Below are 26,298 nucleotides of genomic sequence, written 5' to 3' on the forward strand. Positions count from 1 at the left end.
GGACCGCGTGGTGCGCTACGCCGTGCCGTACGCCTCGTCGATCCGCTTCAGACGGCGGTGCTTGCGCACGCCGCGCACGATCATCCACAGCCCGACCGCGAACAGGATCAGCACCGGGATCATCAGGATGGGCAGGGTGATGCCGAGGAACGAGATGCCGACGGCGGCGACGTCCTCGACCGTGCTCATCACCGGGGCGGCGGTCCCGCCGCTCACCGTGTTGCTGATGACCCGCCCGCCGGCCTTGGCCGCGTGCACCACGAGGGCCAGCACGATCCCGATCACCACGGTGACCCACTCGCCACCGGACACGAACGCCTGCGGGTCCTGCACGGTGACCGTCTCGGATGCCGAGCCCGCCCCGAACGCGATGCCGCCCGCGGTCGGCCGGACGACGGTCTGGATGACGTCGTTGACGGAGTCGAGCGCCGGGATCTTGTCGGCCGTCATCTCCAGGACCAGCAGCACCGCCAGGATCGCCATGACCCACGGGTTCTCCAGCCACATCCAGCCCTGCGGCAGCGTGAGCAGGTCGCTGAAGCGGGACAGCAGTCCGAGCAGGAGCAGCGGGATCCAGGCGTTGACCCCGGCCGCCATGGCCAGGCCACTACCGGTGGCGAGTTCGAGCATGCGACGAGTGTTCCACGGGACACCGACACTCCACCACGAAATGCCGCTCTTGTCCGATCTGTAATCTGAAGTGGGGCGATGCGGACACCCTGGTGCCTGACGGCACCTTCTCGGGAGCTCGGCGCCGCGAGGCGTCGGGGCCGGGCCGCGGACGGTGTGGGGGGCACCGGACCACCTGGAGGCGATCCGCTCCGCCGGCACGGGCGGAAGGGACCAACGTCACGCCCGCCGTGGCCGGTCGGCCCTGTCGGCGGGGCGAGCCGCGGTGATGAGGTCGAGGAGATCCCGACGAGGAGGTCCCATGTCCAACCCGGCCCGCGGTTCCCACGGCACACCCGACCGTACGCCCGATCCCGCCCGTCAGTTCGTCCACGAGTTCGCCGAGGGGAGCAAGGAGCAGAAGCGGCTCCTGGGCGGCAAGGGCGCCAACCTGGCGGAGATGACCAACCTGGGTCTGCCGGTGCCCCCGGGGTTCACGATCTCCACCGAGGCCTGCCGGTACTACCTCGCCGAAGGGCGTGAGCCGGAAGGGCTGGCGCAGGAGGTGGACCGGCATCTCGCCCGGCTGGAGGCCGAGCGCGGCAAGCAGCTCGGAGCGCAGGAGGACCCATTGCTGGTGTCCGTCCGTTCCGGTGCGATGTACTCGATGCCGGGCATGATGGACACCGTCCTGGACATCGGACTGCACGACGGCTCGGTCGCGGGGCTCGCCGCCGAGTCCGGCGACGAGCGGTTCGCCTGGGACTCGTACCGCCGGCTGATCCAGATGTTCGGCAAGACCGTCCTCGGTATCGACGGCAGGCTGTTCGACGACGCGCTGGAACGGATGAAGCGTGACCGGGGTGTGACCAGCGATCTCGGCCTCGGGGTCTCGGACCTGCGGGACCTGGTCGCCGAGCACAAGGCGGTCGTCCGCGACCGAACCGGACGTGACTTCCCGCAGGACCCGCGCGAACAGCTCGACATGGCGATCCGTGCCGTCTTCGAGTCGTGGAACACCGAGCGCGCCCGGGCGTACCGGCGCCAGGAACGCATCCCCCACGACCTCGGCACCGCGGTGAACGTCATGGCGATGGTCTACGGCAACCTCGGCCCGAACTCGGGCACGGGCGTGGCGTTCACCCGCGACCCGGCCACCGGCCGGCCGGGCGTGTACGGCGACTACCTGACCGACGCCCAGGGCGAGGACGTCGTGGCAGGTATCCGGAACACGGTCGCGCTCCAGGAGCTGGAGCACATCGACAAGCGGTCCTACGACGAGCTGCTGCGGATCATGGCGCTGCTCGAGGAGCACTACAAGGACCTGTGCGACATCGAGTTCACGATCGAGCGCGGCAAGCTGTGGATGCTCCAGACCCGGGTCGGCAAGCGCACCGCGGCGGCAGCCTTCCAGATGGCCGTCCAGCTCGTCGACGACGGTGTCATCGACCTGGACGAGGCACTGCGCCGCGTGACCGGAGCCCAGCTCGCCCACCTGATGTTCCCGCAGTTCGACAAGAGCTCCGGGACCGCACCGCTCGCACACGGCGTGCCGGCCTCGCCCGGAGCGGCGGTCGGGGCCGCCGTGTTCGACTCCGCCGAGGCCGTGGCCCGCCGGGACCGGGGCGAACGGGTGATCCTGGTGCGGCAGGAGACCAACCCTGACGATCTCCCGGGCATGCTCGTCGCGGAGGGCATCCTCACCAGCCGCGGCGGCAAGACGTCCCACGCCGCGGTGGTCGCCCGCGGGATGGGCAAGACCTGCGTGGTCGGTGCCGACGCCCTGGAGATCGACACCGGACGCCGCCGGTTCACGGTTCACGGCGCCGAGGTGCGCGAAGGCGACGTGATCTCGGTCGACGGCACGACGGGCGCGGTGTACCGGGGCGAGATCGCCGTCGTGCCGTCGCCCGTCATGCGCGATCTCCAGAGCGGGGGCCGGCCGGACACCGCGCGGCCGGACACCGCGCGTCAGGACGCCGCCGGAGCCGACGGCGCGGCCGCCGTCGTGCACGCGGTCCGGCGTCTGATGCGGCACGCCGACTCGGTCGCGCGTCTGGGCGTCCACGCCAACGCGGACACGCCCCAGGACGCCGAGCGGGCCCGCCGGCTGGGAGCGCGAGGCATCGGGCTGTGCCGTACGGAGCACATGTTCCTGGGCGAACGCCGCCACTACGTGGAGGACCTCATCCTCGCGGAGACGGGGGAGCAGCAGGACAAGGCGCTGGACGCGCTGCTCCCGCTCCAGCGGGACGACTTCGCCGGGATCTTCGAGGCGATGAACGATCTTCCGGTGACCATCCGGCTGATCGACCCGCCCCTGCACGAGTTCCTGCCGGATCTGACCGAGCTCGCCGTCAAGGTCGCGGTCGCCCGCGAGCGTGGTGAGCCCGACGAGGACGACGAACGTCTGCTGCAGGCGGTGCGCAAGCAGCACGAGCGGAACCCGATGCTGGGGCTGCGCGGTGTCCGTCTCGGCCTGGTGGTGCCGGGGCTGGTCGGCATGCAGGTGCGGGCGATCGCCGAGGCGGCCGTCGCCCACAAGCGCGCGGGCGGGACGCCACGCCCGGAGGTCATGGTCCCGCTCGTCGGCGGCGCCGAGGAGCTGGAGCTGCTGCGGGCGGAGATCGAGGCCGTTCTGGCGGACGTCCGTGCGGGCAGCGGCGTGGACGTGCCCATCGCGATCGGCACGATGATCGAGCTTCCGCGGGCCGCCCTCACGGCGGGCCGGATCGCAGGCTCCGCCGAGTTCTTCTCGTTCGGCACGAACGACCTCACCCAGACGACCTGGGGGTTCTCACGCGACGACGTCGAGGGCGAGTTCTTCGGTGCGTACCTGGACAAGGGCATCTTCACCGTCTCGCCGTTCGAGGCGATCGACGAGGAGGGGGTGGGCCGGCTGATCGAGATCGCGGTCGCGGAGGGGCGCGCCGCACGTCCTGGACTGGTACTCGGCGTGTGCGGGGAGCACGGGGGCGACCCGGCGTCGGTCAGGTTCTTCGACCGGGCCGGCCTGGACTACGTGTCCTGCTCGCCGTACCGGGTCCCGATCGCCCGGCTGGAGGCGGGGCGCGCCGCCGTGACCGGGCACGGCGGGGGCAGCGATACCCGGTGAGGACATGGCGGCCCGGCAGGGGGCCGCCATGTCGTCCGGATACGAGCGGGAGACGTGTCTCCGGCGCGTGGAGCGGCTCAGGCGTGACCGCCGGACCGCGCGGCGAGCCGGTCGGCGGGCTCCGACGGGATGAGCCACCACGCCACGACGGCGGCGGCCAGGGTCAGGGCGGCAGCCACGAGGCACGTGGTCTGCAGGGCTCCGACGAAGGCCTCCCGGGCGGCGTCGACGACGTCGGGCCGGTCGCCCGCCGCGACCACGGCGGAGGCGAGCGAGTCGGTCACGTACGCACGGACGTCGCCGGGTACGTCCTCGGGGACGGTGAGGCGGGCGCGATAGCCCACCGACACGAGCGAACCGAGGATCGCGACACCGAGTGCGACGCCCAGCTCGTAGGCGGTCTCGGAGATCGCGGACGCGGCCCCGGACCGGGCGGGCGGGACGGACGACACGACGGCGTCCGTGGTCAGGGTCATGGCCAGCCCCACCCCCAGTCCGGCGGGGACGAGAGCGAGGGCGAGCCACACGTACCGGTCGTTGCCCTCGGCCGCCGCGATCGCGACCATGCCGATCGCCGTCGAACCCAGCCCGGCGGCGATCGCCCGTCCGCGCCCGAGGCGTGCGACGGCGGTGCCCACCAGCACCACGACGACGATCGACGCGACCGTCGCGGGCAGCTCCGCCAGCCCCGCCACGAGCGGGCTGAACCCGCGCACGAGCTGGAGGTACTGCGAGAAGAAGAACAGCAGCCCGGTCAGGGCGAAGATCGCGATGAAGTTGGCCATCACGGCCCCGCTGAACGCGGGAATCCGGAAGAGGTCGATGTCGAGCAGGGGTGCCAGCGATCTGTCGCGGAGGTGTCGCTGGCGGCGGATGAACGTGACACCGGAACCGGCGGCCACGACGAGAGCCCCGATGGTGACAGGGTCGAAACCGTCGCTGACGGCGTGCTTGATGCCGTAGACCAGCGGCATGAGCGTGGCGAAGGACAGCGCCGCCGACATCGGGTCGAGCCGGCCCGGCGCGGGGTCGCGGGACTCGGGCAGGAGGACGAGACCCGCGACCACGAGCACCACGACGACGGGAACGTTGACGAGGAAGACCGATCCCCACCAGAAGTGTTCCAGCAGCGCGCCGCCCACGAGCGGTCCGACGGCGGCCCCCGCCCCCGCGGCGGCGGACCAGACCGCGATCGCCCGTGTGCGCTCGTGCGCGTCGACGAAGATCGTGCGGATCAGCGACAGGGTCGAGGGCATGATCGTCGCCCCCGCGACGCCCAGCAGCAGGCGCGCGGCGATCAGCACCTCGGCGCTGGGCGCGAGCGCGGCGAGCGCCGAGGCGGCGCCGAACGCGGACGCTCCGATCAGCAGGAGTCGCTTGCGTCCGATCCGGTCGGCGACCGTGCCCATGGTGATCAGGAGCCCCGCGATGGCGAGCGAGTACACGTCGCCGATCCAGAGCACCTGCGTGGAGGTGGGTGCGAGATCGCGGGTGAGGGAGGGGACGGCCAGGTACAGCACGGTCGCGTCGATGGCGAGGAGGCCGACCGCGAGGACGAGGACGGCGAGGGCCGCCCATCGGCGCCCGGCGGACATCTCTGCGGTGCGAGCGGTCTGGGGCATGCCGCTTACTGTACCGGCTGGACGGTACAGTAAAAACCACGAGCAGGTTGTGGCAGGGTAGGGCGGCCGACCGAGGAGGGGCACAGCAGGTGAGCAGGACTGCGGGACGAGACCGGGACGCGACGCGTCGCGCGCTGCTGGATGCCGCGGCACAGGTGGTGCGGGAGCGCGGCGTGTCCGGGTCGCTCGGTGACGTCGCCCGCCGCGCCGGGGTTTCCAAGGGCGGCCTGCTGTACCACTTCGCAGGGAAGGACGAGCTCCTGCAGGCCCTGGTGGTCGATCGGCTGGAGCGGTTCCGCGGCGTGGTGCTGGCCGACGTGGACGAGGGGGACGAGGCTCCCGGCCGGCTCCTGCGGGCCTACGTCCGCGTGAGCATCGACACCGCGAAGGACGCCGCGGCGGCGCGGGAGGAGCTCGCGCTCATCGCGCACCTGTCCACCGTCGAGGCGGTGGGCGAGCTCGCCCGGCAGGACGCGCGGCGGTGGCGCGAGGACCTTCGCGCGGACGGGTTGCCCGACGGCCTGCGCACCCTGGTGATCGCCGCGGCCGACGGTGCCAGTGCCCAGCCCATCTGGGGCGACGAGCCGTCCGCGGACGAGCTGGAGGCGCTGCGCGAGCGGCTCCTGGCGATGACGTCCGGTCCTCGGTCCTCGGGCGGCGCCTGAGAGGCGGTGCGCGGACCGGCGCGGCAGCCCCGTCTGCCGGTCGCAGCATGCGGGCGGCGGACGCGCCCGGTGCGTGCGTGCCCTAACGCCCCGCGCGCACGAGCCCCGACTCGTAGGCCCGCACGACCATCTGGGTCCGGTCACGCAGCCCGAGCTTGCCCAGGATGCGTGACACGTGAGTCTTGACGGTCTGCTCCGCGAGCACCAGTTCGTCGGCGATCTCCGCGTTGGACAGCCCCGCCGCGACCTGACGCATCACGTCGAGCTCACGGTCGGTCAGTCCGGACAGTGTCGCGTCGGGCCGGGCCTCCGCCTCCGGCCGGGCCGCGTAGTCGGCGATGAGCGCCCGCGTGATCTTCGGGGACAGGAGAGCTTCGCCGCCGGCCACGACCCGGACCGCGTGCGTCAGTTCCTCCGGAGGGGAGTCCTTCAGCAGGAAGCCGCTCGCTCCCGCCCGCAGGGCGGCGAACACGTAGTCGTCGGCGTCGAACGTGGTCAGCATGATGACCTTCGGCGGTGTCCCGGGCGCCGCGAGGATCGCGCGGGTCGCGTCCAGGCCGTTCACGTGCGGCATGCGGATGTCCATCAGCACGACGTCGGGCCGGGTGCGGCGCACCACCTCGGTGATTCCCGCGCCGTCGTCCGCGGTGCCGGCCACGGTGATGCCCTGGTGGGCGTCCAGGAGCGCGGCGAAGCCCGCGCGGATCATCGACTGGTCGTCGACGATCAGCACGCGGATGTCCCGCTCGGGGTCATCGGGGGGCGGCGCCATGGTCTCAACCTATCCCGGCGACGCGCCCGGCCCGGTGCCCGTGCCCGGCCCGGTGCCCGGCCCGGTTCCCGGCCCGGCACGGGGAAGGACCTGCAGTTGGCTCCCACGAGTGACGCGGCGGACCTCGCCCGGCGCCTAGTCTGACGGTGATGGATCGCACCCGTGAACGCCGCTTCCCCGCAGTCATGCGCGCCCTGACCGGGACCGACGCCGCCACCGTCCCGGCCGGGCGGCGCGCCGTCGTGTGGCTGTGGACCGTCGTCTCGGTCGGCACGGTGGTGCTCGTCGCCGTCGGCTGGCCGGTCACCGCCTCCGGCTACGGCACCGGCCCCGCGGCGGCGATGGTCGGCACCTTGCTGCACTGTGCCGCCGTGGCGCTGGCGGTCCGGTGGCCGTGGGCGGGACTGAGCGCCTCCGTCGCCGGGGCGCTCGTGCTGATCCTGATCACGGCCGGCGCCGCACCCGGCTGGCCGTGGCCCTGGCCGGTGACCGTGCTGCTCACCCACTGCCTCACCGTGTTCGTGCTGGCACTGCGCCACCCCTGGTACTGGGCCGCGTCCCTCTGGTCGGCGGGAGCCCTGCTCACGGTGCTGGCGCCCGCCGCCATCGACCACCACGCCGACGACGTCGTGGTGGCCAACGGCGTCGTGCTGCTCTCGGTGAGCGGTGCGTTCGCGCTGGTCGGGCTACTCGTCCGGCTGTGGATCGCCAGTGCGGACCGCGCCGAGGCGGCGCAGCGGCTCAGCGCCTCCGAGGTCGCCCGACGCCGTGAGCTGGAGGAGCGCAACCGCATCGCCCGCGAGCTGCACGACGTCGTCGCCCACTCCATGTCCGTCATCACCGTCCAGGCCACCACGGCCCGCTACCGCCGGCCCGGCATCGACGAGGCCGTGCAGCAGGAGTTCGCGGAGATCGCCGCCTCCTCGCGCAGGGCTCTGGGGGAGATGCGGGGACTGCTCGGCATCCTGCGCGGCCACGACACGGCACCCACCGCCCCCTTGCCGGGGCTGCCCGACGTCGCCGATCTCGTCGAGGCCACCCGCGCCTCAGGGGTCGAGATCGCCTATGAGGGCACCGACGCCGAGGTTCCCGACGCCGTCGGGCTCACGGCGTTCCGTGTCGTCCAGGAGGCCCTGAGCAACGCCCTGCGGCACGCCCCGGGCTCGTCCGTGGCGGTCACGTTGTCCGAGGACGGGCACGACCTGACCGTTCGCATCATCAACTCCGCGCCCGAGCGTTCCGCCGAGCCCGCACCCGGTGCCCGGCTCGGCCTCGCCGGCATCCGCGAGCGCGTCGGCGCCGTCCGTGGCACGGTCAGGGCCGGCGCGACGGCGGACGGCGGGTTCGAGCTCACCGCGGTCATCCCCGTCGTCGAGGACGCCGACCCACTACTCACGTAGGGGGTGAGGTTGGCTCCCGGGAGGGACGTGCGCCGGGTGACCTCGTTCCTACCGTGACGCCATGACGATCGACGCCCCGGTCCGCCCGGCAAGGCAGCCACGGCCCCGCACCGCCCGCAACCCGCAGACCCAGGACTACTTCGATCTCATGAAGCGTGTCACCGACGCGGGTCTCATGGAGCGCAGGTTCCGCTGGTACGTCTGGCGGACGGTGGCGCTGGGGGCCCAGCTCGCCGCCGCCCTCGTGCTGCTGCTGACGCTGGGCCAGACGTGGTGGCAGCTGCTGGTCGCGGTCGGGTTCGCCGTGGTCTTCACCCAGGGTGCCTTCCTCGCGCACGACGGCGCCCACCAGCAGGTGTTCACCAGCGGGTCCCGCAACGGGTGGTACTCCCGGATCATCGGCAACCTCGTCGTCGGGCTCAGCTACGGGTGGTGGACCCGCAAGCACAACAAGCACCACGCCAACCCCAACGTGATCGGCAAGGACGGTGACATCGCCACCGGTGCGCTCGTGTTCGTGCCGGGCGAGGCGGAGGGCCGCACCGGCCTGCTCGGCTGGGTGACCCGGCGGCAGGGCTGGCTGTTCTTCCCCCTGCTCACGCTGTTCGGGCCGGTTTTCCACGCGACCGCCATCCAGGTGCTGGCCACGACGCCGGCGATCAAGCACCGTGCCGCGGAGGGCTGGCTGCTCGCGGTCCGGCTCATCGGGTTCCCGGTGCTCGTCGTCGCGACGCTCGGGCCGGGGCTCGGCGCGGCGTTCCTCGCGGTCCAGCTCATGGCGTTCGGCGTGTACATGGGGGCGTCGTTCGCGCCCAACCACAAGGGCATGGCGCTGATCCCGAAGGACGTCGAGGTGGACTTCCTGCGCCGGCAGGTGCTCACCTCCCGCAACATCCGCGGCGGCCGGTTCCTCGACTGGGCGATGGGCGGCCTGAACCTGCAGGTGGAGCACCACGTATTCCCGCGGATGGCCTCGGGCAACCTGCGGCGCGTGCAGCCGATCGTGCGGGAGTTCTGCGCCGAGCGGGGGATCCCGTACACGGAGACCGGGCTGGTGGAGTCCTACGGGATCGTGATCCGCTACCTCAACAGGGTGGGGCTCGGGCACAGCGACCCGATGGAGTGCCCGATCGTGGCTCAGTACCGCTGAGACGCCTGCTGGATGGCCCAGGCGGCGTTGATCAGGCCGATGTGGCTGAAGGCCTGCGGGAAGTTGCCGAGCATCTCGCCGCCTGCGGCCTCCTCGGCGAGCAGTCCGACGTCGTTCGCGTACCGGGTCGCGCGCTCGAAGGTGGCACGGGCGTCGTCCACACGGCCGGCCTGCGCCTGCGCCTGGGCGAGCCAGAACGTGCACAGGAGGAAGGTGCCCTCGTCGCCGGGCAGCCCGTCGACGTCGGTCGAGGTGCGGTACCGGTACACGAGCCCGTGGTCGTCGGTGAGCCGGTCGGCGATCGCGTCGATCGTCGAGAGGACGCGCGGGTCGGTGCCGGGCAGGAGCCCCACGATCGGGATCATCAGGGCCGAGGCGTCGAGGTCGGCCGAGCCGAACGACTGGGTGAACGCGCCGACCTGCGGGTTCCAGCCGTCGTCGAGGATCGTTGACCTGATCTCCCGGGCGACCGCCGCCCAGTGCTCGTCACGCCCGCCGGCCCGCAGCTGGGTGGCCAGGGCGGCCGCACGGTCCAGCGCGACCCAGCACATCAGCTTGGAGTACAGGAACTGCCGGGGCTCGCCGCGGATCTCCCAGATGCCGTTGTCGGGCTGCCGCCACACGGCGGCGGCGGTGTCGGCGAGGCCGATCAGGAAGTCCCGGGTGGCCTCCGGCGGGTTCGCGAGCTGATGGCGCAGCCGGTGGGCCGAGCCGAGCAGCTCGCCGTAGACGTCGAGCTGCGGTTGGGTCCATGCCGCGTTGCCGACCCTGACGGGCCGGCTGTCGCGCCAGCCGGACAGGTGGGGGAGGGTTCGCTCGGTCAGGTCGTGCTCGCCTCCCACGCCGTACATGATCTGCAGCGCGCCGCGGGCGCCGTGCGCGGCGGCGGCGGCCATGAACCCGAAGAACTCGCCCGCCTCGTCGGGGCACGCGGCGACCCACAGGGCGTCCATGGTGAGGCTCGCGTCGCGCACCCAGGCGTAGCGGTAGTCCCAGTTGCGAACGCCGCCGATCTGCTCGGGAAGCGAGGTCGTGGCCGCGGCGACGATCGCTCCGGTCGGCTGGTAGCTCAGCCCTTGCAGCACCCGGCCGGACTGCAGCACGAGGTCGCGCCAGGGCCCGTCGTAGTTCTGGTGCGCGGCCGACCAGGCCTGCCAGGCGGTGATCGTGGACCGCAGCGACGCCTCGATCTGGTCGGGGGAGCAGGGGCGTGGCGGCCGGTCGGTGAGCCGCGCGTGCTGGAGGGCGAACCCAAGCTCCTGGCCGGCGGCGACGCGGACGGTCGCCCGCGCCTCGCCGTCGTCCAGCGTCCAGTCGACGGTGGACGACAGGAGCAGCCGACTGGCGCCGCCCGCGCCGCGCACGGCGTCGCCGACGTGGGACAGCAGAGGCACGACGAGCCCGTACTCGGGGCGCGGGCGCACGGCGACGTCCAGCTCGACCTCGCCGGAGAGGCCGCGGAGCCGGCGGATCAGCGTGTGCGGTGCGTGTTCTCCGAGACGATGAGGATCCTGCCGGGCCGGATCCGCCGCGTCGGGATTGCGGGGGTCGGCGACGGCCAATGCGTCGGTCAGTTCGACCGATCCCGTCGCGGTGGCGAAGATCGTCCGCAGGACCAGGGTGTCCGGCACGTAGCTCCTGGTGGCGCGAGCGTCGTCGTCGGTCGGGTGGATCGTCCAGGTGCCCGCGTCGGCGTCGAGCAGCCGGCCGAACACCGAGGGGCTGTCGAAGCGCGGAAAGCCGAGCCAGTCCACGGCCCCGTCCCGGCCGACCAGGGCGGCGGAGTGCCGGTCGGAGAGGAGGGCGTAGTCCGCGATCGGTTGCCGGCTCATCATGGTCCTCTCTGCCGGGTCCGTGCCTACGGGAATCAGCGTGACGCGCCCTGCGGTGCGCTCGCAATGCGGCGAGCGGTGAGTTCCTCCTGGATCCGCTCCAGCATCGCACCGGCGTGACCCTCGTGGTCGTCGACCTCGGACAAGGCTTCGGCGAATGCATCCGGGGCGCGTTCCGTCAGCTCGGCGACCCGGTCGAGGACGTGAGCCTCGTCCAGGCGCGCTGATCCGGCGAAGCGCCGCCAGGCGTCGTCGTCCACCTCGTCCAGGACGAACGTTCCGCCGATGCTCATGGACAACACGCGTCCGCCGTCGGACGGCGGGGCGTAGGCGAAGCCGGTCGCCATGTCGTAGAGGGGCGCGAAGGAGACCTGCTCGCCGGTGAGCATGACGGCATGGTTCCGTGCGTGTGCGTCGGGGGCACCGACCACGGTGTTGAAGACCAGGCCGTCGACGAACCGTTCCACGTTCGCTCGCGCCTGCTTGGGCGAGTCCGCCTCGGCTCGCAGGAATCGGATGATCCCGGCCGCCGACGGGCCACCGTACTCCTCGTACTTCTCGGGGTTTCCGAGGGCTTGGCACAGGTCCTCCTGGTGCAGGCGAACAACCCGTCCGTCGTCGGTGAACTCCCGGTCGAAGCGGGTGATCACGATCGCGTTCTGGGACTCGAACTCCGTGTACTCCGTATGCGCGACCTCCAGGCCCATCAGACCGGCCGCCCGCATGGTCGCGTGCTCGTCGAGCGCCTGCGCACGCATCTTGCGGATCCCGGGCTTGATGAGGTGTGTCGTTGCCTCGGAGCCGTGCGCGATGTACCAGCGACCTTCCTGACGTCGCAGCGCGAACTTCTGTTGCGTCCCTCCGAGTGACCAGTGCTCGTCCGGCATGAGCCAGGAAGCGTTGTCGTCGGTATCCATCTCGTCGAGACGGATCTCGATGTCGCCGACGCTGCATTCCTCGAGGTGACCCTCGCGGTTCAGCGTGGCCTCGAGTTCGGCGGCAGTGCAGAACTGGATAGCCCCGGCACAGTCCTTCCCGATGGCGGACAGCAGGTCGAGGGTGTCGGTCGTGTCGATCTGGTGGCGGCGGGCGATGGCACGCAGGGCGCCGTCGCTCTCCGGTAGCAGGCCCTTGAGGAACCTCTCGACGACGGCGCCCGTGTGGACGGGAGCCTCCATCGGAAGGGAAAGTGACACCGGGGCCGTGCGTGAACGGTGATCGGACTGGTCGTAGGAGAGCCTGAGGCCGGAACTCGTACGTTCCAGGTCGGCAACGTGGCGCCCGCCGATGAGCACTGCGAGATGATTGATGGTGGCCACGTCACGTCTCCGCCTGCTGATCGTGAATGGTGAGGTTTGCATCGAGTTCGTCGAGCACGCGCATCAGGCGCCCGATTTCGAGGCCCTCGGTCTCTCCACGCTCCAGGTTGATGATCCACACCCGCGAGACGCCCGCCCGGCGAGCCAGTTCCGCCTGGGTGAGACCTCGGTTGAGGCGCAGTCTCTTGACCGACCGCGCCAGACGGGGAAGCGATCGGGCATTGAGAAGAGCGTTGCCGTCCTCACTCACAATGTCAGGGTACCGCGACATGCTTCCGATGCAAAGATATCCTGACGTTCGACCGATGTAACGATATCCTGACACGGCGACATGACCGCTCCATCGGCGAACTGACCTGACCGCTCTGCGGCGCGGCGCCTCGATGCGCCGTTGCGGCGCCAGGTTCCGCTCAACCCGCGGCTTTGGCGGCTGCCTTCCTGGCCTTCTTGAAGTCGCGGACCTTCTGGAGGGTCTCGGGGCTGGTGACGTCGGCGACCGACCGGTATCCGTCCAGGGCGTAGTCGCCGGCGGCCTCCTCCCACCCCTCAGGGCGCACGTCGAGTCGCTTGGCGAGCAGGGCGATGAAGACCTTGGTCTTCTGGTCGCCGTACCCCGGCAGCGCGCGCACGCGAGCGAACAGGTCCGCACCGTCGGTGGCCTCGCCCCAGATACGTGTCGCGTCGCCGTCGTACTCCTCGACCACGTGCCGTGCCAGGTCCTGGACGCGGCCGGCCATCGACCGCCCGTACCGGTGGATCGCCGGGGGAGTGGTGGCCAGCTCCACGAACCGGTCCGGGTCGGTCCCGGCGATCACGGCCGGGTCGATCGACCCGAGCCGGGACTTGATCTTCCACGGTCCGCGGAACGCGTGCTCCATCCCGTACTGCTGGTCCAGCAGCATCGCGACCACCACCGCGAACGGATGCTCGTCCAGCACGGCATCGGCCTCCGGCACTCCTGTGACCTGGAACGACACGAGAATCACCCCTCCTGACGCGGTTCGCGGGCCGCGAGTCCCGCGGATTCCCCTGCGGTCATTATCGCGCCGTGTCCCCGACGCCCGCGGGCCGTGCGGACGCCGGGCGCGGCGCTAGCCGGCACGCTCGCCCCCTGCGTCCAGGTCCAGCTCCGCCAGCAGCGGCGGTACCGGCACGTCGTCGTTCTCGAGCGTCACCTCGGCCCAGTCCTCACCGAGCCGCACGTCCACGCGATGTGCCAGTCCGTCCTCGTCCACCCAGTACCTGAGCGGGGAGGTATCGGGAGCCGCGGGTGTCCGGTCCGCCGCGCCTGCGCCCACGGGCGCCGGGCCGGTGAACACGGTGACCGGTTCGCCGCCGGCCTCGTCCTCGCGCAGCCGGAGCGCGCCACCGGCCCGGATGAGCGCCGCGTCGTCGGGGCGTTCCGCACCGAGCCCGGCGACGACCGCGAGCACCACCGCGAGCGGTGACCGGCCCGGGTCGAGCGGCGCGGCCACCCAGCCGTCCAGCGATGTCAGAGGCTTGCCCATGCTTCCCGCGGCGGAGGTGGCGACGAGTTCGTCGTTCCAGGCCACACGGTCCGACGGCAGCCCGTCGGCGGACACCATCCCGTATCCGGTGCGCGTCCTGAAGTCGAACCACCCCGAGAGCCGCATCTCACGGTCCTGGTCGGTGTACGTCGCGCTGATCGCACGACTGCCCGCGTCGAGGTTGCGCAGGCGCACGTCCGCCAGGAGCCGGGACTCGGCGACCGTGACGGGGCGCGGGGCGTTCGGGCCGGGCCCGCCATCGCCGAAACTCGCCGTGCATGCCGCGATCATGAGCGTCAGGGCGATCACCGCTCCCGAGGCCTGCCGCGGCCGCCAGGTGCCCCGGGGGCCGGGCCGCCTCACCGGATACCGCCTCCGCTCGCGGTGCCCAGTCCGGGACAGAGGCGAGCGGAGTGGTAAGTGCTGATGAATGACGCCAAGACGTTCATCGGAGCCATGGCTGGAGTGTCTCAGACGTGCGTTCGGTCCGCCCGGTGAGGTGCGGCCGTGTGGGGTGTGGCCGGTACGGGGCAGCGGTGAGGCCCGCCGCCCGGCCGGGGTGCGGCCGAGCGGGTGATCCCGCCGGTCAGCGCACCAGCCGGACCTCGAGCACCCCGTCCTCGCCCGTGCCGGTCGTGGCGTCGGGCAGGAACCCGTTCTTCTGGAAGAACCGGCGCGCGCCCGTGTTGGCCGCCGCGATCCACAGCTCTGCCGACCGGGCGGGCGGCAGGACGCCGTTCAGGAGTGCCCGGCTGATCCCGCTGCCGTGCATCTCCGGCATCACCCACAGGTCGTGCAGGGCGAGGTCGCGCTTGGCCTCGTGGCCGAGCCGCGGGGTGGCCTGCCCGATGACGGCGAACCCGACCACCAGCCCGTCCACCTCGGCCACCAGCGGGGTCTCGCCGGCGGTGAGGCGCCGCTTCCAGGACTCGATGCCGGCCGCCTGCGTGTCGGTGATCCAGTGCTCCTCGGGGACCAGCGGCACGTAGACGGCGCGACGGCCGGTCCAGTGGACGGCCGCGATCGCGGCCGCGTCGTCGAGGCGTGCGTCACGCAGCGTGTACTCAGGCATGGGCAGACGGTACCCGGCGCAACCGCCCCACCAGACATTCCTCCAGGGCGAGCGTCTGCAGGAGCTGGCGCGGCAGCGGGGCGAGGATCGTCACCGCCTCCTCGGCGGACAGCACCCGCAGCAGGTCCACGTGGAAGCGCTCGGACCCGCGCGTCAGCTCGAACGTCCCGGCGCTGGTGATGTTGCGCATCCAGTCGGTCCGCGGGCCCCAGGGCAGCGGGATCACGGTGAGGATCTCGGCGGAGTCGGGGTCCCGCCCGGCGAACGCGGTGACGGGAGTTGTCAGCGCCCGGCCGGACGTGCGGCCGGTGTGGTGGACGACGGCGAAGGGCGGGAGGCCGTTCGCGACCTTCTCGAACGTGGGATTGACGGTCTTGGCCAGGGCGGCGATGGGCTCAGGCAGATCCATGCGCCCATGATGGCCAGGACTGTGCCGCGGAGCGAGCCGCCGTGCGGAGGTCTCACAGATTCGTGCCGGTCGTCAGGTTGGCGTTATGGTCGGTCGAGGAGGGAAAGGTGTGATGAAGACGACGACGGCGGGCGTGCGGCCCCTGGAGGAAGGCATCCGGACGGACTTCCGGGAGGAGATGGACTACGCCTCTTACCTGGGCCTGGATCAGGTGTTGTCCGCGCAGCACCCGGTGAGCGAGCCCGAGCACCATGATGAACTCTTGTTCATCATCCAGCACCAGACCACGGAGCTGTGGTTGAAGCTGGTGCTGCACGAGCTCCGCGCGGCGCGGGCCTACCTGGACGCCGACAACCTGCTCCGCGCGCTCAAGGCGCTCGCCCGGGTCAAGCACATCCAGCGCACCATCACCGAGCAGTGGTCCGTCCTGGCGACGCTGACCCCGAGCGAGTACGCCGAGTTCCGCGGGGTGCTGGGCTCCTCGTCGGGCTTCCAGTCCTACCAGTACCGCGCGGTCGAGTTCATCCTGGGCAACAAGAACGAGAAGATGCTGCCCGTCTTCCGCGGCAACCCCGAGGCGTACGCGCTGCTGGAGGGCCTCCTGCACGAGCCCACCATCTACGACGCGTTCCTGCGCCTGCTGGCCCGCCGGGGGCATGCCGTGCCGGAGGAGATCCTCGGGCGTGACGTGAGCCAGGCATGGGTGGAACACCCGGACCTCATCCCCGTGCTCACCGGCATCTACCAGGACCCGTCGGCCGCCTGGGACATCTACGAGGCGTGCGAGGACCTGGTCGACCTGGAGGACGCCTTCCAGCTCTGGCGGTTCCGCCACCTGCGAACCGTGCAGCGCACCATCGGGTTCAAGACCGGGACGGGCGGGTCCTCGGGAGTCGACTTCCTCAAGCGGGCCCTGGACCTGACGTTCTTCCCGGAACTCATCTCCGTGCGGACGGAGGTCGGTGCCTGATGACCCGGTCCCTGCTGCCCGCCGTCGTCGACCACCACGTGCACCTGGGCCTGGTGGACCCGGACCGGCTGGCCGGCTCGGTCGTCGCCGAGGTGCACGATCTGGGGTGGGACCCCGTGGTCATCGCCGCCATCGCGAAGGCGCCGCCGGCCGGGGTCAAGGTCCGCTTCGCCGGCCCCTTCCACACCGCTCCGGGCGGCTACCCGACCGGGCGCGCCTGGGCGCCACGGGCCGCCGTGCGGCCCGTGACCGGACGTGAGGACGCGAAGAGTGCCGTGGCCGACGTCGTCGCCGCGGGCGGGTCGTTCGTGAAGATCGCGCTGCACGCCGACATGCCGCTGCTCGACGACGTCACGCTGGTCGCCCTCGTGCGCGCCGCCCGCGCGGCCGGGCTCCCCGCCGTCGTGCACGCCGAGGGCGCCGGTCAGGCTGCACGCGCGCTCGGTGCCGGCGCCGAGGTGCTCGTCCACGCGCCATGGTCCGAGCCGCTGCCGGACAAGCTGCTGCGCGCGTCGGCCGGGCGCACCACCTGGATCTCCACGCTCGCGATCCACGAGGGCGAAGCCCTCGCGACCGCGCTGGACAATGTGCGCCGGTTCTCCGCGGCGGGCGGCGCCGTCGTGTACGGCACGGACATGGGCAACGGCCCCATCCCGGTGGGCCTGAACAACCGGGAGATCGAGCTGCTCGGCGAGGCGGGCCTGACCGGCAAGGCGCTGCTGCGCGCCGTCGTCGGGGCTCCGGACCGGGTCGTGCCGGGCCGGGCGCTGATCTCGCCGCACCCCAGGCCGGAGACCGCCGGCGAACTGATCGACTGGCTCGCCGACGCCCGTCGGCTCACCCCCGCCGACCTGGAGGCCCTGACATGACGACACCGAGCGGCGCCACCACGGCGCCTGGCGGCGCACCGGTCCTGGACCCGGCCGGAGCCGTTCCCGACGCCGCCGTGCTCACGCCGCCCGACGTCGCGGAGCGCGCCGCGGCGCTCGACGCGGCCGACCCGCTGGCCCGGTACCGCGACCGGTTCGTCCAGAGCCCGGGACTGGTGGCGTACCTGGACGGCAACTCGCTCGGACGGCCCCTGCGCGCCACGCGGGACCGGCTCGCGGGCTTCGTCGACGACGTCTGGGCCTCCCGGCTCATCCGTGCCTGGGACGAGGGCTGGATGGATGCCCCCACCGAGCTCGGCGACACCATCGGCCGGGTCACGCTCGGCGCCGCCGCGGGACAGACCGTCGTCGCGGACTCCACCACCGTGATGCTGTACAAGCTGGCGCGCGCCGCCGTCGGCGCACGTCCGGGGCGCGACGAGATCGTGGCCGACACGGAGAACTTCCCGACCGACCGCTTCGTCCTCGAAGGCATCGCCGCCGAGCGCGGGATGACGATCCGGTGGATCGAGCCGGACCCGGCGCTCGGCGTGACGGTGGACGACGTCGCGGGCGTCGTCTCGGAACGCACCGCCCTGGTCCTGCTGAGCCATGTCGCGTTCAAGTCCGCCTTCGTCGCGGACATGCCCGCGATCACGCGGGCCGTGCACGACGCCGGCGCCCTCGTCCTGTGGGACCTGTGCCACTCGGCGGGCGCCGTGCCGGTGGAGCTCGACGCCTGCGCGGTCGACCTGGCGGTGGGGTGCACGTACAAGTTCCTGAACGGCGGCCCGGGCGCGCCCGCGTTCGGCTACGTCGCACGCGAGCTGCAGCACCAGTTGCGTCAGCCGGTGCAGGGCTGGATGGGCGCGGCCGACCCGTTCGCGATGGGCCCGGCGTACGAGCCCGCGGCGGGGATCCGGCAGTTCATCAGCGGGACACCGCCGGTGGTGGGGATGCTGCCGATGCGTGACATGCTCGCCGTCCTCGAGGAGGCCGGGATGGCGGCGGTCCGCGCCAAGTCCGTCGCCCTGACCGAGTTCGTGATCGAGGTCGCGGACCGGAAGCTCGCGCCGCTGGGAGTGGAGGTGGCGTCCCCGCGCGACGCGGCGGTGCGCGGCAGTCACGTCACCCTGGAGCACCCCCGGTTCCAGGAGACGACGGCGCTGCTGTGGCGGTGGGGTGTCGTGCCCGACTTCCGGCCGCCCTCCGGGATGCGGATCGGGCTCTCGCCGCTGAGCACGTCGTTCACGGAGGTCGCGCGGGGCCTCACCCTGGTCGCCGAGGCGCTCCGCGACCCCGGGGCCTCCCCGGCACGGTGACCGGCCGACCGTGACCGTCCTCGACGACTTCGAGTCGCGTCCCGGCAGCGCCACCTCGCTGCTCCGGACGCTCGTCGGCGCCACCCTGCGTGACCAGGGCGGATGGATGCCCGTCTCCGCCTTGGTCACGCTCATGTCCGAGCTCGACGTCCCGCCCGCCCGCACGCGCACGGCCCTCGGCCGCGTCAAGGCCAAGGGGCTCCTGGTCGCCGAGGCCCGCGACGGCGTCGCGGGCTATGCCGTCGCACGCTCGGCCGCCGACATGCTCGCCCGCGGAGATCGCCGGATCTTCGGCACCGGACGTACCGGGAACAACGCCGAGAGCTGGTGCCTCATCTCCTGGAGCGTGCCCGAGGACCGGCGCGACCTGCGTCACCGGCTACGGCGCCGGCTCGCCGCCATCGGCTGCGGATCCGTGTCCTCGGCACTGTGGATCTGCCCCGACCACCTCGCCGACGAGGTCGCGCTCATCCTCGACGAGCTGGAGCTGACCGGCCGGGCCACGGTCTTCCTCGCCTCCGAGATCCGCTACAGCGGTGGTCTCGCGGCCGCGATCGCGCGCTGGTGGGACCTGCCCGCGCTGCGGGAGCTGCACGAACGGTTCCTCGCCGGGCATGCGGAACCGATCGCCCGGCTGCTCGACGCCACGCTGCGACCCGGCGGCCCGGGGCCGTCCGAGGCGTTCCGCACCTGGATCCACGCCCTCGACGCATACCGACCCATCCCCTACCTCGACCCGGGCCTGCCGCCGCGGTTCCTGCCCGACGACTGGCCGGGAACGCGCAGCGCGGCGGAGTTCACCCGCCTCGCGGCGGCCGCCCGCGTCCCCGCCGGCTCCCATGCCGCCGCGGTCGCGGCCGATGCGGGCCGTCCCCGTCACGAGGCTCCCCACCGGCCACCCCGGCTCAGCCAGGCCTGACCGGCTGCGTGGGCGCCGATGCGGCCGAGGCCGGGGCGAAGGAGAGGACCGGACGGCCCGTGCGCGGATGAGTGAGGACGTCGCAGTGCACGCCGTAGACCGGCGAGATGATCTCCGGGACCAGAACCTCCTGTGCCGGGCCCGCCGCCACGACCCGCCCGTCGGCGATCAGCACGATCCGGTCGCAGGACGCCGCGGCCAGGTTCAGGTCGTGCAGCGCGCTGAGCACGGTCACCCCGTCGTCGGCGAGCAGGCGCAACACCCGCATGGTGTGCAGCTGCGCGGAGATGTCCAGGTGGTTCGTCGGCTCGTCCAGGAGGAGCAGGCGCGGGGTCTGCGCGAGCGCGCGGGCCAGGTGGACCCGCTGGCGCTCGCCGCCGGAGAGTGTCGTGACCTCCCGGTCCGCCAGGCCGGTCGCCCCGGCGCGCTCCAGGGCGCGGCGGGCGACCCCCCGGTCCTGTTCCGAGGCCCCCGCGAGCAGGGGCCGGTGAGGGATGCGTCCCAGCAGGACGGCGTCGTGCACGGTGACGGGCAGGTCCGTGCTCGCGTCCTGCTCGACCAGTGCCACGGCGCGGGCGCGGGTGCGGCGCGGCATGCGCGGCAGGTCGTCGCCGTCGAACACGACCTCGCCGCCCTGCGGCGGCCGGATGCCGGCGATCGCCCGCAGCAGGGTCGACTTGCCTGATCCGTTCGGCCCGAGCAGCCCGGTCACGGCTCCGGCCGGTGCCTCGAGGCCGACCCCGTCCAGGATCAGCCGCCCGTCGACGCCCCACGACACGCGGTCGGCCGTCAGCCCGGCGGTGTTCCGGCCGGAACCGGCCTGCGGGGCCGGAGCGCCCGACGGCGGTCGGCGCGTCATGCGCGGGCCCTGCCCTTCCAGAGGAGGAATGCGAACACCGGCGCGCCCACCGCGGCCGTGACGATGCCGACCGGCAGCTCCCGCGGGGCGAAGACCGTTCGGGCGATCGTGTCCGCCCAGACCAGGAACGACGCCCCGGCCAGCGCCGACAGCGGCAGCAGCAGGCGGTGCCGGGCGCCGGTGACGAGCCGCACGGCGTGCGGCAGGATCAGTCCGACGAACCCGATCGAACCGCTCTGCGACACGAGCGCGCCGGTCAGAACGGCGACGGCGACCAGCAGGCCCCAGCGGACCCGCTGCACGTCCGTGCCGAGCGCCGCCGCCGCGGACTCACCGAACGTGAACGCGTCCAGGACCGACCCGCACAGCATCAGGCCCGTCCCCAGCAACAGGGTCGCGATGCCGGTCACGGCCACGGATACCCAGGTCGCGGACCCCACCGAGCCCATGAGCCAGCTCATCACCTCGCGGAAGGCGTCGCCCTTGACCGACCAGAAGATCACGAACGACACCGCCGCCGAGCACAGCTGGCTGATCGCCAGCCCGGCGAGGACGGTGCGGGTGGGTGTCACCTGCCCGAGTGCACCCGCCAGGCCGAGCGCCGCGCCGAGCGCGAGCAGCGCGCCGCCGAACGCGGCGACCGGCAGCAGCGTCGCGGCGGCGGCGCCGCCCGCCACCAGGACGAGCACCGCACCGAGTGACGCCCCGGAGCTGAGCCCGAGCAGGTAGGGATCGGCCAGAGGATTCCGCGTCAGGGACTGCATGACCACGCCGCACACCGCCAGGCCCGCGCCGACGGCGGCCGCCGTCAGGGCCCGTGGGGCCCGCAGCTGCCACACCATGCCGTCGCGGATCGCGGACAGCGGCTCCACGCCCAGGCCGACCGGCTCCAGGAACAGGTTCAGCCCGAGGTGGGTCGCCAGCACGCGCCCCACCTCGGCGGGCGACAGGTCGGCCGGCCCGATCAGCACCGCGGCCAGGAGAGATGCGACGAGCACACCGCCGAGCCCGATCCCGGCTGCCACCGGACCGCGGCGCCGGGCGCCGCTCACAGGTCGAGTTCTCCGAGCTGGTCGACGACGTCGGCGACCGCGTCCACGTTCCGCACGCCGGCCTCGGTCGAGGGGAACGGCACGACGACGTAGTTCTCGTCCCGCACGGCGGTCATCCGGGCCGTGGCCGGGTTCTCGGCGAGCCGTCGCATCTTGCTCTCGGCGCTGTTCCAGGCCGCGTCCACGAGCACCAGCACGTCGGGGTCGGCGTCGACGGCCTCCTCCCAGGCGAACGACGTCCACGTGTCGTGCACGCCGGCGGCGACGTTCTCCAGCCCGGCCGCGTCCATGATCATCTGCGGGGCGCCGATGCCGGCGCCGACGTACGGGACGTCGTCCCCCGAGGAGTACCACAGGGCGGTCAGGCCCCGGTCGTCCGCCGTGATCGCGTCCAGGGCGGAGCGCTGCTCGGCGACGAGGTCAGCGGCGGCGGCGTCGGCCCCGAAGATGGTCCCGACCTCCTCGATCTCGCCGAACACGTCGTCGAAGGTGAGCGGGTCCGGCATGTACGCGGGGTCCTTGCAGGCGGCCGGGGAGACGTACGTCGCGACGCCGAGCCCGGCGAGCGTGTCCCGGTCGCCGGCGGTCTCGGCGGTGAGGTTCGACTCCCAGCCCGCATAGATCAGCTCGGGCTCCAGGTCCAGTACCGCCTCCGAACCGGGAGCCTCGTCGGACATGGGTGTGGCGACGGCCGGGACGCCGGCCGCGGCCTCGGCCAGCGAGTCGGGAACGGGCCCGTCCAGGAACGCGCTGCCGACGATCCGGTCACCGAGACCGAGGGCGAGCAGCATCTCCGTGGTGGACGACTTGATCGTCACCACGCGCTCGGGTGGTGCCGGGATCTCGGCGGTGAAACCGCAGTTGTCGACGCGGACCGGGAAGGCGCCTGCCGGCGTCGGGCCGCTGTCGACGCTCGCGGCGGGGGACGAGCAGCCGGCGAGGGCGAGGACCGCCAGCGCGGCGGCCGGACGGGCAAGAGGGCGAACGACGGCAGGGAAGGGGGTGCGCACGATGGCTCCTGTGCAGGGTCGCTGATGACACCCGCGCCCGAGGGCGCCGGGTCTGGACGACGCGCCATCTCGCGCCGGAGGACCAGCGGCCCACAGTCCGGGCCACGACGACGGGGCAGACCGGACAGGCCCCGCGATCCGGCCCACAGCATACGCCGGGACCTCGGCAGACGGTCACCCCGGTGCGCTACGTCACGCAGGTCGTGAAGTTCCTGCTCGGGAAGCTCCAGGCGCCGGCGGCCCAGTCGTCGCCCTCGCGGACCGCGAGCGAGTACGCCCCGGGCGTCAGGGTGAGCGTGACCGTTCTGGCCTTGGCGCAGGTCGTGCCGCCGGCGGGGATCGTGGTCGCGTCCGTGTCCTCGCCCGTCCACGCGACGTAGAGGGGATGTCCCGTGGCGTTGCGGATTCTCAGGCGCACCTCGCTCCCGCCGTCCCCGGTCCGCCGGGGCCGGGGGAGGCTGTCGCCGTCGCGCAGGGCGGCAACGACCTGCCGCCTGATGCCGGCGACCCGGCGCCGCTCCGAGGCGACCTCGGCGGCGAGCCCCTGCGCACGCGCCGTGACGGCGGGCAGCGTGTCGAGCCGCCGGCGTGCGAGCCTGCCCGGCTCGGTCCCCGGGTAGCGCTCGGCGGCCTGCGTGAGGACGGACCGGGCCGCGGTGAAGACGTCGGGCCGGTAGCGCGCGTCCCGCGCGGCCGCCCGGCCGCGGTCGATCCTGGCCTCACCGCAGCGCAGCAGCGACCAGGACAGGGCGTCGTCCGCGGCGGTCCGCACGGGTTCCAGCGCCGCGCCGTCCAGCTCGGACCAGGCACGTGCCGCGTCCACGGCCCGGCACGGCTGCTTCTTCCGGGCACGCTCGACCTGTCCCGCGTACAGGGCCCAGACCCGCTCCTGCGCCGTCTCGGCCGAGGGCGACCCGGGGGCCTCGGTCATGACCGCGGCGTACTGGTGCACGGCGCGCAACTCCGCGCCCTGGTCCTCCAGTTGGCGTGCGAGTGCGATCCGCGCCTCCGACTTCTCGCGCAGAGCGTTGACGTATCGCGCGACCCCCGAGTCGAGGTAACTCTCGAACCCGTCCACGGCCTCGCGGTACTGCGCCCGCTCGGCCAGGTGGCGGGCGCGTTCCAGCTCCTCGCAGGCGGTGATCTCGGCGCGCAGCGCCGACCGGTCGACCGGCGGGTCGAGGAAGGGGACGGTTCCCGAGTCCAGGGCGGCCTTCAGGTGCCGGTCGGCCGCGCCGCAGTCGCCCGCGGCGTGCGTGCTCCGCCCGAGGGCGGCCTCGGCCCGGGCCTCCTCCCGCGAGCCTCGCACGAGGGCCGCGAGGAGTCCGACGACGACGGCGACCACCAGCACCAGTGCGACGGCCAGGATCGCCGACCGTCCGCGCCGCCAGCCCGGCTCGTCGTGCGCGACCTGGGTCAGCACGTGCAGATCGCTCACCGATGCTCCCTGTTGTCCCTGGTGAACCGCCACTTCATAGCGTGGTATGTCGGAAATAGTGCCACGAGATCGTGCGTGTGGGACCAGAAGCACCGCGTACCCTCGTGCCCGTGAGCACCACGGGGAGAAGAGCACTCGTCACCGGAGCGTCGTCGGGGATCGGCGCCGCGACCGTACGCCGGCTGGCCGCCGACGGCTGGACCGTCGTCGCGGCCGCCCGCCGCAAGGAGCGGTTGGACGCGCTCGCCGCCGAGACGGGTGCGGAGCCGTACGCCCTCGACGTGACCGACGACGATGCCGTGGCCGCGCTCGCCGCACACCTGGCCGCCACCGGTGGGCTGGATGCGGTGGTCAACAATGCCGGCGGCGCGCTCGGTATGGACCGCGTCGAGGACGCCGACGTCGATGGCTGGCGACGGATGTACGAGGTGAACGTGCTCGGCACCCTGCGCGTCACCAAGGCCGTGCTGCCCCTGCTGCGCGCGGCCGGCGCGGCGCGTGGCGTGGCTGACGTCGTGAACCTGACCTCGACGGCGGCGTTCGGCGCGTACGAGGGCGGGGCCGGGTACACGGCCGCCAAGCACGGCGAGCACATGCTGTCCCAGACGCTGCGCTGGGAGATCGCCGGCGAGCCCGTGCGCGTCATCGAGATCGCGCCCGGTGCGGTCGCCACCGAGGAGTTCTCCCTGATGCGCTTCGACGGCGACGCCGAGAAGGCCGCGCAGGTCTACGCCGGCTACACGCCGCTGACCGCCGAGGACATCGCCGACACCGTGGCCTGGACGGTCTCGCGGCCGGACCACGTGAACATCGACCAGGTCACGATCCGGCCGCGCGCCCAGGCGCACAACAGCAAGATCGTGCGCAACGCGGGCGTGTGACGCCCGGCAGGCCCGGCGTGAACCGGGTTCCGGCGGCGCGCCGTCGGCGCCCTGGTGCCCTGGGGCAGGACCTTACGGGTTCGTGACGGCCCCCGCTCCGGGGTGGGGCACCGACGCCGCGAGTGGCACGCTGACAACATGAACGTTGCCACGACCGATGCGGTCCGAAAGCCTGCCGCCGGCCTTGCCGCCCTGGCCGCCCTGGCCGGCCTCGTCGCAGGAGGGCTCGGGCTGGCGGTCTCCGAACTGCTGTCCGCCGTGATCGCACCGGGTGCGAGCACGATCTTCGCGGGCGGCGCGGCGGTGGTCGACGCCGCCCCGCCGGGTCTCAAGGACTTCGCGGTGGAGTGGTTCGGGACCGCGGACAAGGCGGTGCTGCTCGGCTCGATGGGTGCCGTGCTCGCGGTGGGTGCCGGCCTCGCCGGATGGCTGGAGCGCCGCCGGTCCGGCGTCGGCGTCGCGCTCCTGGTCCTGGTGGGGGTGGCGGGGGCGGCCCTCGCCGTCGCACGCCCCGGCGCGACCCTCGTGTGGGCCGTGCCCAGTGTGATCGGCATCGGGGTCGCGGTCCCGGTGCTGCGGGCGGCCGTGCGGGCGCTGGGCCCCGTCGGTCCGTCGGTGCGCGGGGCCGGCGAGGGCTCCGAGGACTCCGCGGGCGGGTCCGAGGCCGGACCGGCTTCGGGCGGCGGCACGCCCTCCGCTCCGTCGCCGGCCCCGGACCGCCGCCGGTTCCTGCAGATCACCGGGCTCGCCGCGGGCGGCGCCGTGCTGGCGCTCGTGGCCTCGCAGGCGGTCAGCGCCGGTGGGCGTGCGGTCGAGGCGGTGCGCTCGCGCTTCCGGCTCCCGGGTGCCGCGCATTCGGCGGACCCTGTCCCCGCGCAGGCGGATCTGTCGGTGGACGGCCTGTCCTCGTACATCACGCCGAACGATGTCTTCTACCGGATCGACACCGCCCTGCGGGTGCCCGAGGTGGATCCCGCGGACTGGTCGCTGCGCGTGACCGGAATGGTCGACGAGCCGTTCGAGATCGGCTGGGACGAACTGGTCGCCCTGCCGATGTCCGAGCACCACGTGACCCTCACCTGCGTGTCCAACTCCGTGGGCGGCGACCTCGTCGGGAACGCCCTCTGGCTCGGCTATCCGATCCGCGACCTGCTGGAGCGGGCCCGGCCGCAGGCGGGTGCCGACATGGTCCTCTCGCGGTCCGTGGACGGCTTCACCGCCGGTACGCCGCTGGAGGTGCTCACGGACCCGGAGCGCACGTCGCTGCTGGCCATCGGCATGAACGGGGAGCCCCTGCCGACGCAGCACGGGTTCCCGGCACGCCTGGTGGTGCCCGGGCTGTACGGGTACGTGTCGGCGACCAAGTGGGTCTCGGAGCTCAAGGTCACCACGTTCGACCAGGACGAGGGCTACTGGACGCCGCGCGGCTGGTCCGAGCTGGGCCCGGTCAAGGTCCAGTCCCGCATCGACGTCCCGCGGAGCGGGGCAAGCGTCGCAGGCGGTGA

General features: G+C 72.8%; 23 protein-coding genes and 1 pseudogene. 10 read left to right on the forward strand and 14 right to left on the reverse strand.

Annotated elements, in window-relative coordinates; translation table 11 throughout:
* Nucleotides 1–15: 15 nt before the first annotated feature.
* Nucleotides 16–630 carry a DUF4126 domain-containing protein gene (locus tag HGK34_RS12180; RefSeq protein WP_201847611.1) on the reverse strand — a complete coding sequence of 205 codons (615 nt, stop codon included), beginning with the start codon at nt 628–630 and terminating at the stop codon, nt 16–18.
* Between the two features lie 301 nt (nt 631–931).
* On the opposite strand from HGK34_RS12180, the gene ppdK reads away from it, so the two are divergent.
* Nucleotides 932–3,724, forward strand: a complete 2,793-nt coding sequence (gene ppdK, locus HGK34_RS12185) for a pyruvate, phosphate dikinase (protein ID WP_201847613.1) — start codon at nt 932–934, stop codon at nt 3,722–3,724.
* 77 nt (nt 3,725–3,801) lie between these two features.
* On the opposite strand, the gene HGK34_RS12190 is transcribed toward ppdK, so the two are convergent.
* The gene (locus tag HGK34_RS12190; RefSeq protein WP_201847615.1) at nt 3,802–5,346 is read right to left on the reverse strand and encodes an MFS transporter; all 1,545 of its coding nucleotides are present in this window, start codon (nt 5,344–5,346) and stop codon (nt 3,802–3,804) included.
* Between the two features lie 89 nt (nt 5,347–5,435).
* On the opposite strand from HGK34_RS12190, the gene HGK34_RS12195 reads away from it, so the two are divergent.
* Entirely contained in the window at nt 5,436–6,011 is a 576-nt protein-coding gene (locus HGK34_RS12195) for a TetR/AcrR family transcriptional regulator (RefSeq protein WP_201847617.1), read from the forward strand.
* An 82-nt stretch (nt 6,012–6,093) separates the two neighbouring features.
* Here the strand turns inward: HGK34_RS12195 and HGK34_RS12200 are convergent, their stop codons facing one another.
* Nucleotides 6,094–6,783 carry a response regulator gene (locus HGK34_RS12200; protein WP_201847619.1) on the reverse strand — a complete coding sequence of 230 codons (690 nt, stop codon included), beginning with the start codon at nt 6,781–6,783 and terminating at the stop codon, nt 6,094–6,096.
* 149 nt (nt 6,784–6,932) lie between these two features.
* Between HGK34_RS12200 and HGK34_RS12205 the strand changes: the two genes are divergently transcribed.
* Nucleotides 6,933–8,183: a sensor histidine kinase gene (locus HGK34_RS12205; protein ID WP_201847621.1), complete on the forward strand. Its 1,251-nt coding sequence runs from the start codon at nt 6,933–6,935 to the stop codon at nt 8,181–8,183.
* Nucleotides 8,184–8,244: 61 nt separating this feature from the next.
* Nucleotides 8,245–9,333 (forward strand): fatty acid desaturase family protein, encoded by a 1,089-nt coding sequence (locus HGK34_RS12210; protein ID WP_201847623.1) that lies wholly within the window; start codon nt 8,245–8,247, stop codon nt 9,331–9,333.
* Here HGK34_RS12210 and HGK34_RS12215 read toward each other — a convergent pair.
* The 7 genes from HGK34_RS12215 to HGK34_RS12245 all read right to left on the reverse strand — a co-directional run bounded on the left by HGK34_RS12215 (nt 9,321) and on the right by HGK34_RS12245 (nt 15,473).
* Nucleotides 9,321–11,165 (reverse strand): glycoside hydrolase family 15 protein, encoded by a 1,845-nt coding sequence (locus HGK34_RS12215; RefSeq protein ID WP_201847625.1) that lies wholly within the window; start codon nt 11,163–11,165, stop codon nt 9,321–9,323. The two genes, HGK34_RS12210 and HGK34_RS12215, sit on opposite strands and share 13 nt — an antisense overlap.
* A gap of 35 nt (nt 11,166–11,200) precedes the next feature.
* On the reverse strand, nt 11,201–12,526 hold the full coding sequence (locus HGK34_RS12220; protein WP_244666668.1) for a type II toxin-antitoxin system HipA family toxin: 1,326 nt from the start codon (nt 12,524–12,526) through the stop codon (nt 11,201–11,203).
* Entirely contained in the window at nt 12,486–12,734 is a 249-nt protein-coding gene (locus HGK34_RS12225; RefSeq protein WP_307815928.1) for a helix-turn-helix transcriptional regulator, read from the reverse strand. Before HGK34_RS12225 ends, HGK34_RS12220 begins: the two co-directional genes overlap by 41 nt.
* 160 nt (nt 12,735–12,894) lie before the next feature.
* Entirely contained in the window at nt 12,895–13,467 is a 573-nt protein-coding gene (locus HGK34_RS12230) for an HhH-GPD-type base excision DNA repair protein (protein WP_372433121.1), read from the reverse strand.
* Nucleotides 13,468–13,575: 108 nt separating this feature from the next.
* Nucleotides 13,576–14,355 carry a hypothetical protein gene (locus HGK34_RS12235; protein WP_201847634.1) on the reverse strand — a complete coding sequence of 260 codons (780 nt, stop codon included), beginning with the start codon at nt 14,353–14,355 and terminating at the stop codon, nt 13,576–13,578.
* Between the two features lie 223 nt (nt 14,356–14,578).
* Nucleotides 14,579–15,064, reverse strand: coding sequence for a GNAT family N-acetyltransferase (locus HGK34_RS12240; protein ID WP_201847636.1), 486 nt, complete (start codon nt 15,062–15,064; stop codon nt 14,579–14,581).
* Nucleotides 15,057–15,473: a PNPOx family protein gene (locus tag HGK34_RS12245; RefSeq protein ID WP_201847638.1), complete on the reverse strand. Its 417-nt coding sequence runs from the start codon at nt 15,471–15,473 to the stop codon at nt 15,057–15,059. The genes HGK34_RS12240 and HGK34_RS12245 overlap by 8 nt, the downstream gene beginning before the upstream one ends.
* Nucleotides 15,474–15,585: 112 nt before the next feature.
* Here HGK34_RS12245 and HGK34_RS12250 point away from each other — a divergent pair, with 112 nt between their 5' ends.
* Genes HGK34_RS12250 through HGK34_RS12265 form a run of 4 tightly spaced genes read left to right on the forward strand, consistent with a single transcriptional unit; the run spans nt 15,586 to nt 19,553 of the window.
* Nucleotides 15,586–16,443, forward strand: coding sequence for a tryptophan 2,3-dioxygenase (locus HGK34_RS12250; protein ID WP_201847640.1), 858 nt, complete (start codon nt 15,586–15,588; stop codon nt 16,441–16,443).
* Nucleotides 16,443–17,312, forward strand: a complete 870-nt coding sequence (locus HGK34_RS12255; protein WP_201847642.1) for an amidohydrolase family protein — start codon at nt 16,443–16,445, stop codon at nt 17,310–17,312. The genes HGK34_RS12250 and HGK34_RS12255 overlap by 1 nt, the downstream gene beginning before the upstream one ends.
* Nucleotides 17,309–18,634, forward strand: coding sequence for a kynureninase (locus tag HGK34_RS12260; RefSeq protein WP_201847644.1), 1,326 nt, complete (start codon nt 17,309–17,311; stop codon nt 18,632–18,634). The genes HGK34_RS12255 and HGK34_RS12260 overlap by 4 nt, the downstream gene beginning before the upstream one ends.
* A 10-nt stretch (nt 18,635–18,644) precedes the next feature.
* Nucleotides 18,645–19,553: a PaaX family transcriptional regulator gene (locus HGK34_RS12265; protein WP_307815929.1), complete on the forward strand. Its 909-nt coding sequence runs from the start codon at nt 18,645–18,647 to the stop codon at nt 19,551–19,553.
* Here HGK34_RS12265 and HGK34_RS12270 read toward each other — a convergent pair.
* From HGK34_RS12270 to HGK34_RS12285, 4 genes are all read right to left on the reverse strand, one after another.
* A complete protein-coding gene (locus HGK34_RS12270) occupies nt 19,540–20,412 on the reverse strand; it encodes a putative F420-0 ABC transporter ATP-binding protein (RefSeq protein ID WP_201847646.1) in 873 nt (290 codons plus the stop codon). The two genes, HGK34_RS12265 and HGK34_RS12270, sit on opposite strands and share 14 nt — an antisense overlap.
* On the reverse strand, nt 20,409–21,464 hold the full coding sequence (locus tag HGK34_RS12275; protein WP_201847648.1) for a putative F420-0 ABC transporter permease subunit: 1,056 nt from the start codon (nt 21,462–21,464) through the stop codon (nt 20,409–20,411). Before HGK34_RS12275 ends, HGK34_RS12270 begins: the two co-directional genes overlap by 4 nt.
* Nucleotides 21,461–22,474, reverse strand: a complete 1,014-nt coding sequence (locus tag HGK34_RS12280; protein WP_201847650.1) for a putative F420-0 ABC transporter substrate-binding protein — start codon at nt 22,472–22,474, stop codon at nt 21,461–21,463. Before HGK34_RS12280 ends, HGK34_RS12275 begins: the two co-directional genes overlap by 4 nt.
* A 187-nt stretch (nt 22,475–22,661) precedes the next feature.
* Nucleotides 22,662–23,912, reverse strand: coding sequence for a hypothetical protein (locus HGK34_RS12285; RefSeq protein ID WP_201847652.1), 1,251 nt, complete (start codon nt 23,910–23,912; stop codon nt 22,662–22,664).
* A gap of 110 nt (nt 23,913–24,022) precedes the next feature.
* Here HGK34_RS12285 and HGK34_RS12290 point away from each other — a divergent pair, with 110 nt between their 5' ends.
* On the forward strand, nt 24,023–24,793 hold the full coding sequence (locus tag HGK34_RS12290; RefSeq protein ID WP_201847654.1) for an SDR family oxidoreductase: 771 nt from the start codon (nt 24,023–24,025) through the stop codon (nt 24,791–24,793).
* A 1,002-nt stretch (nt 24,794–25,795) separates the two neighbouring features.
* Nucleotides 25,796–26,149: pseudogene (locus tag HGK34_RS23835) on the forward strand (molybdopterin-dependent oxidoreductase); the annotation flags it as partial.
* Nucleotides 26,150–26,298 lie beyond the last annotated feature (149 nt).

The organism is Myceligenerans indicum (assembly GCF_016742955.1).
Classification (GTDB): Bacteria; Actinomycetota; Actinomycetes; order Actinomycetales; family Cellulomonadaceae; genus Myceligenerans; species Myceligenerans indicum.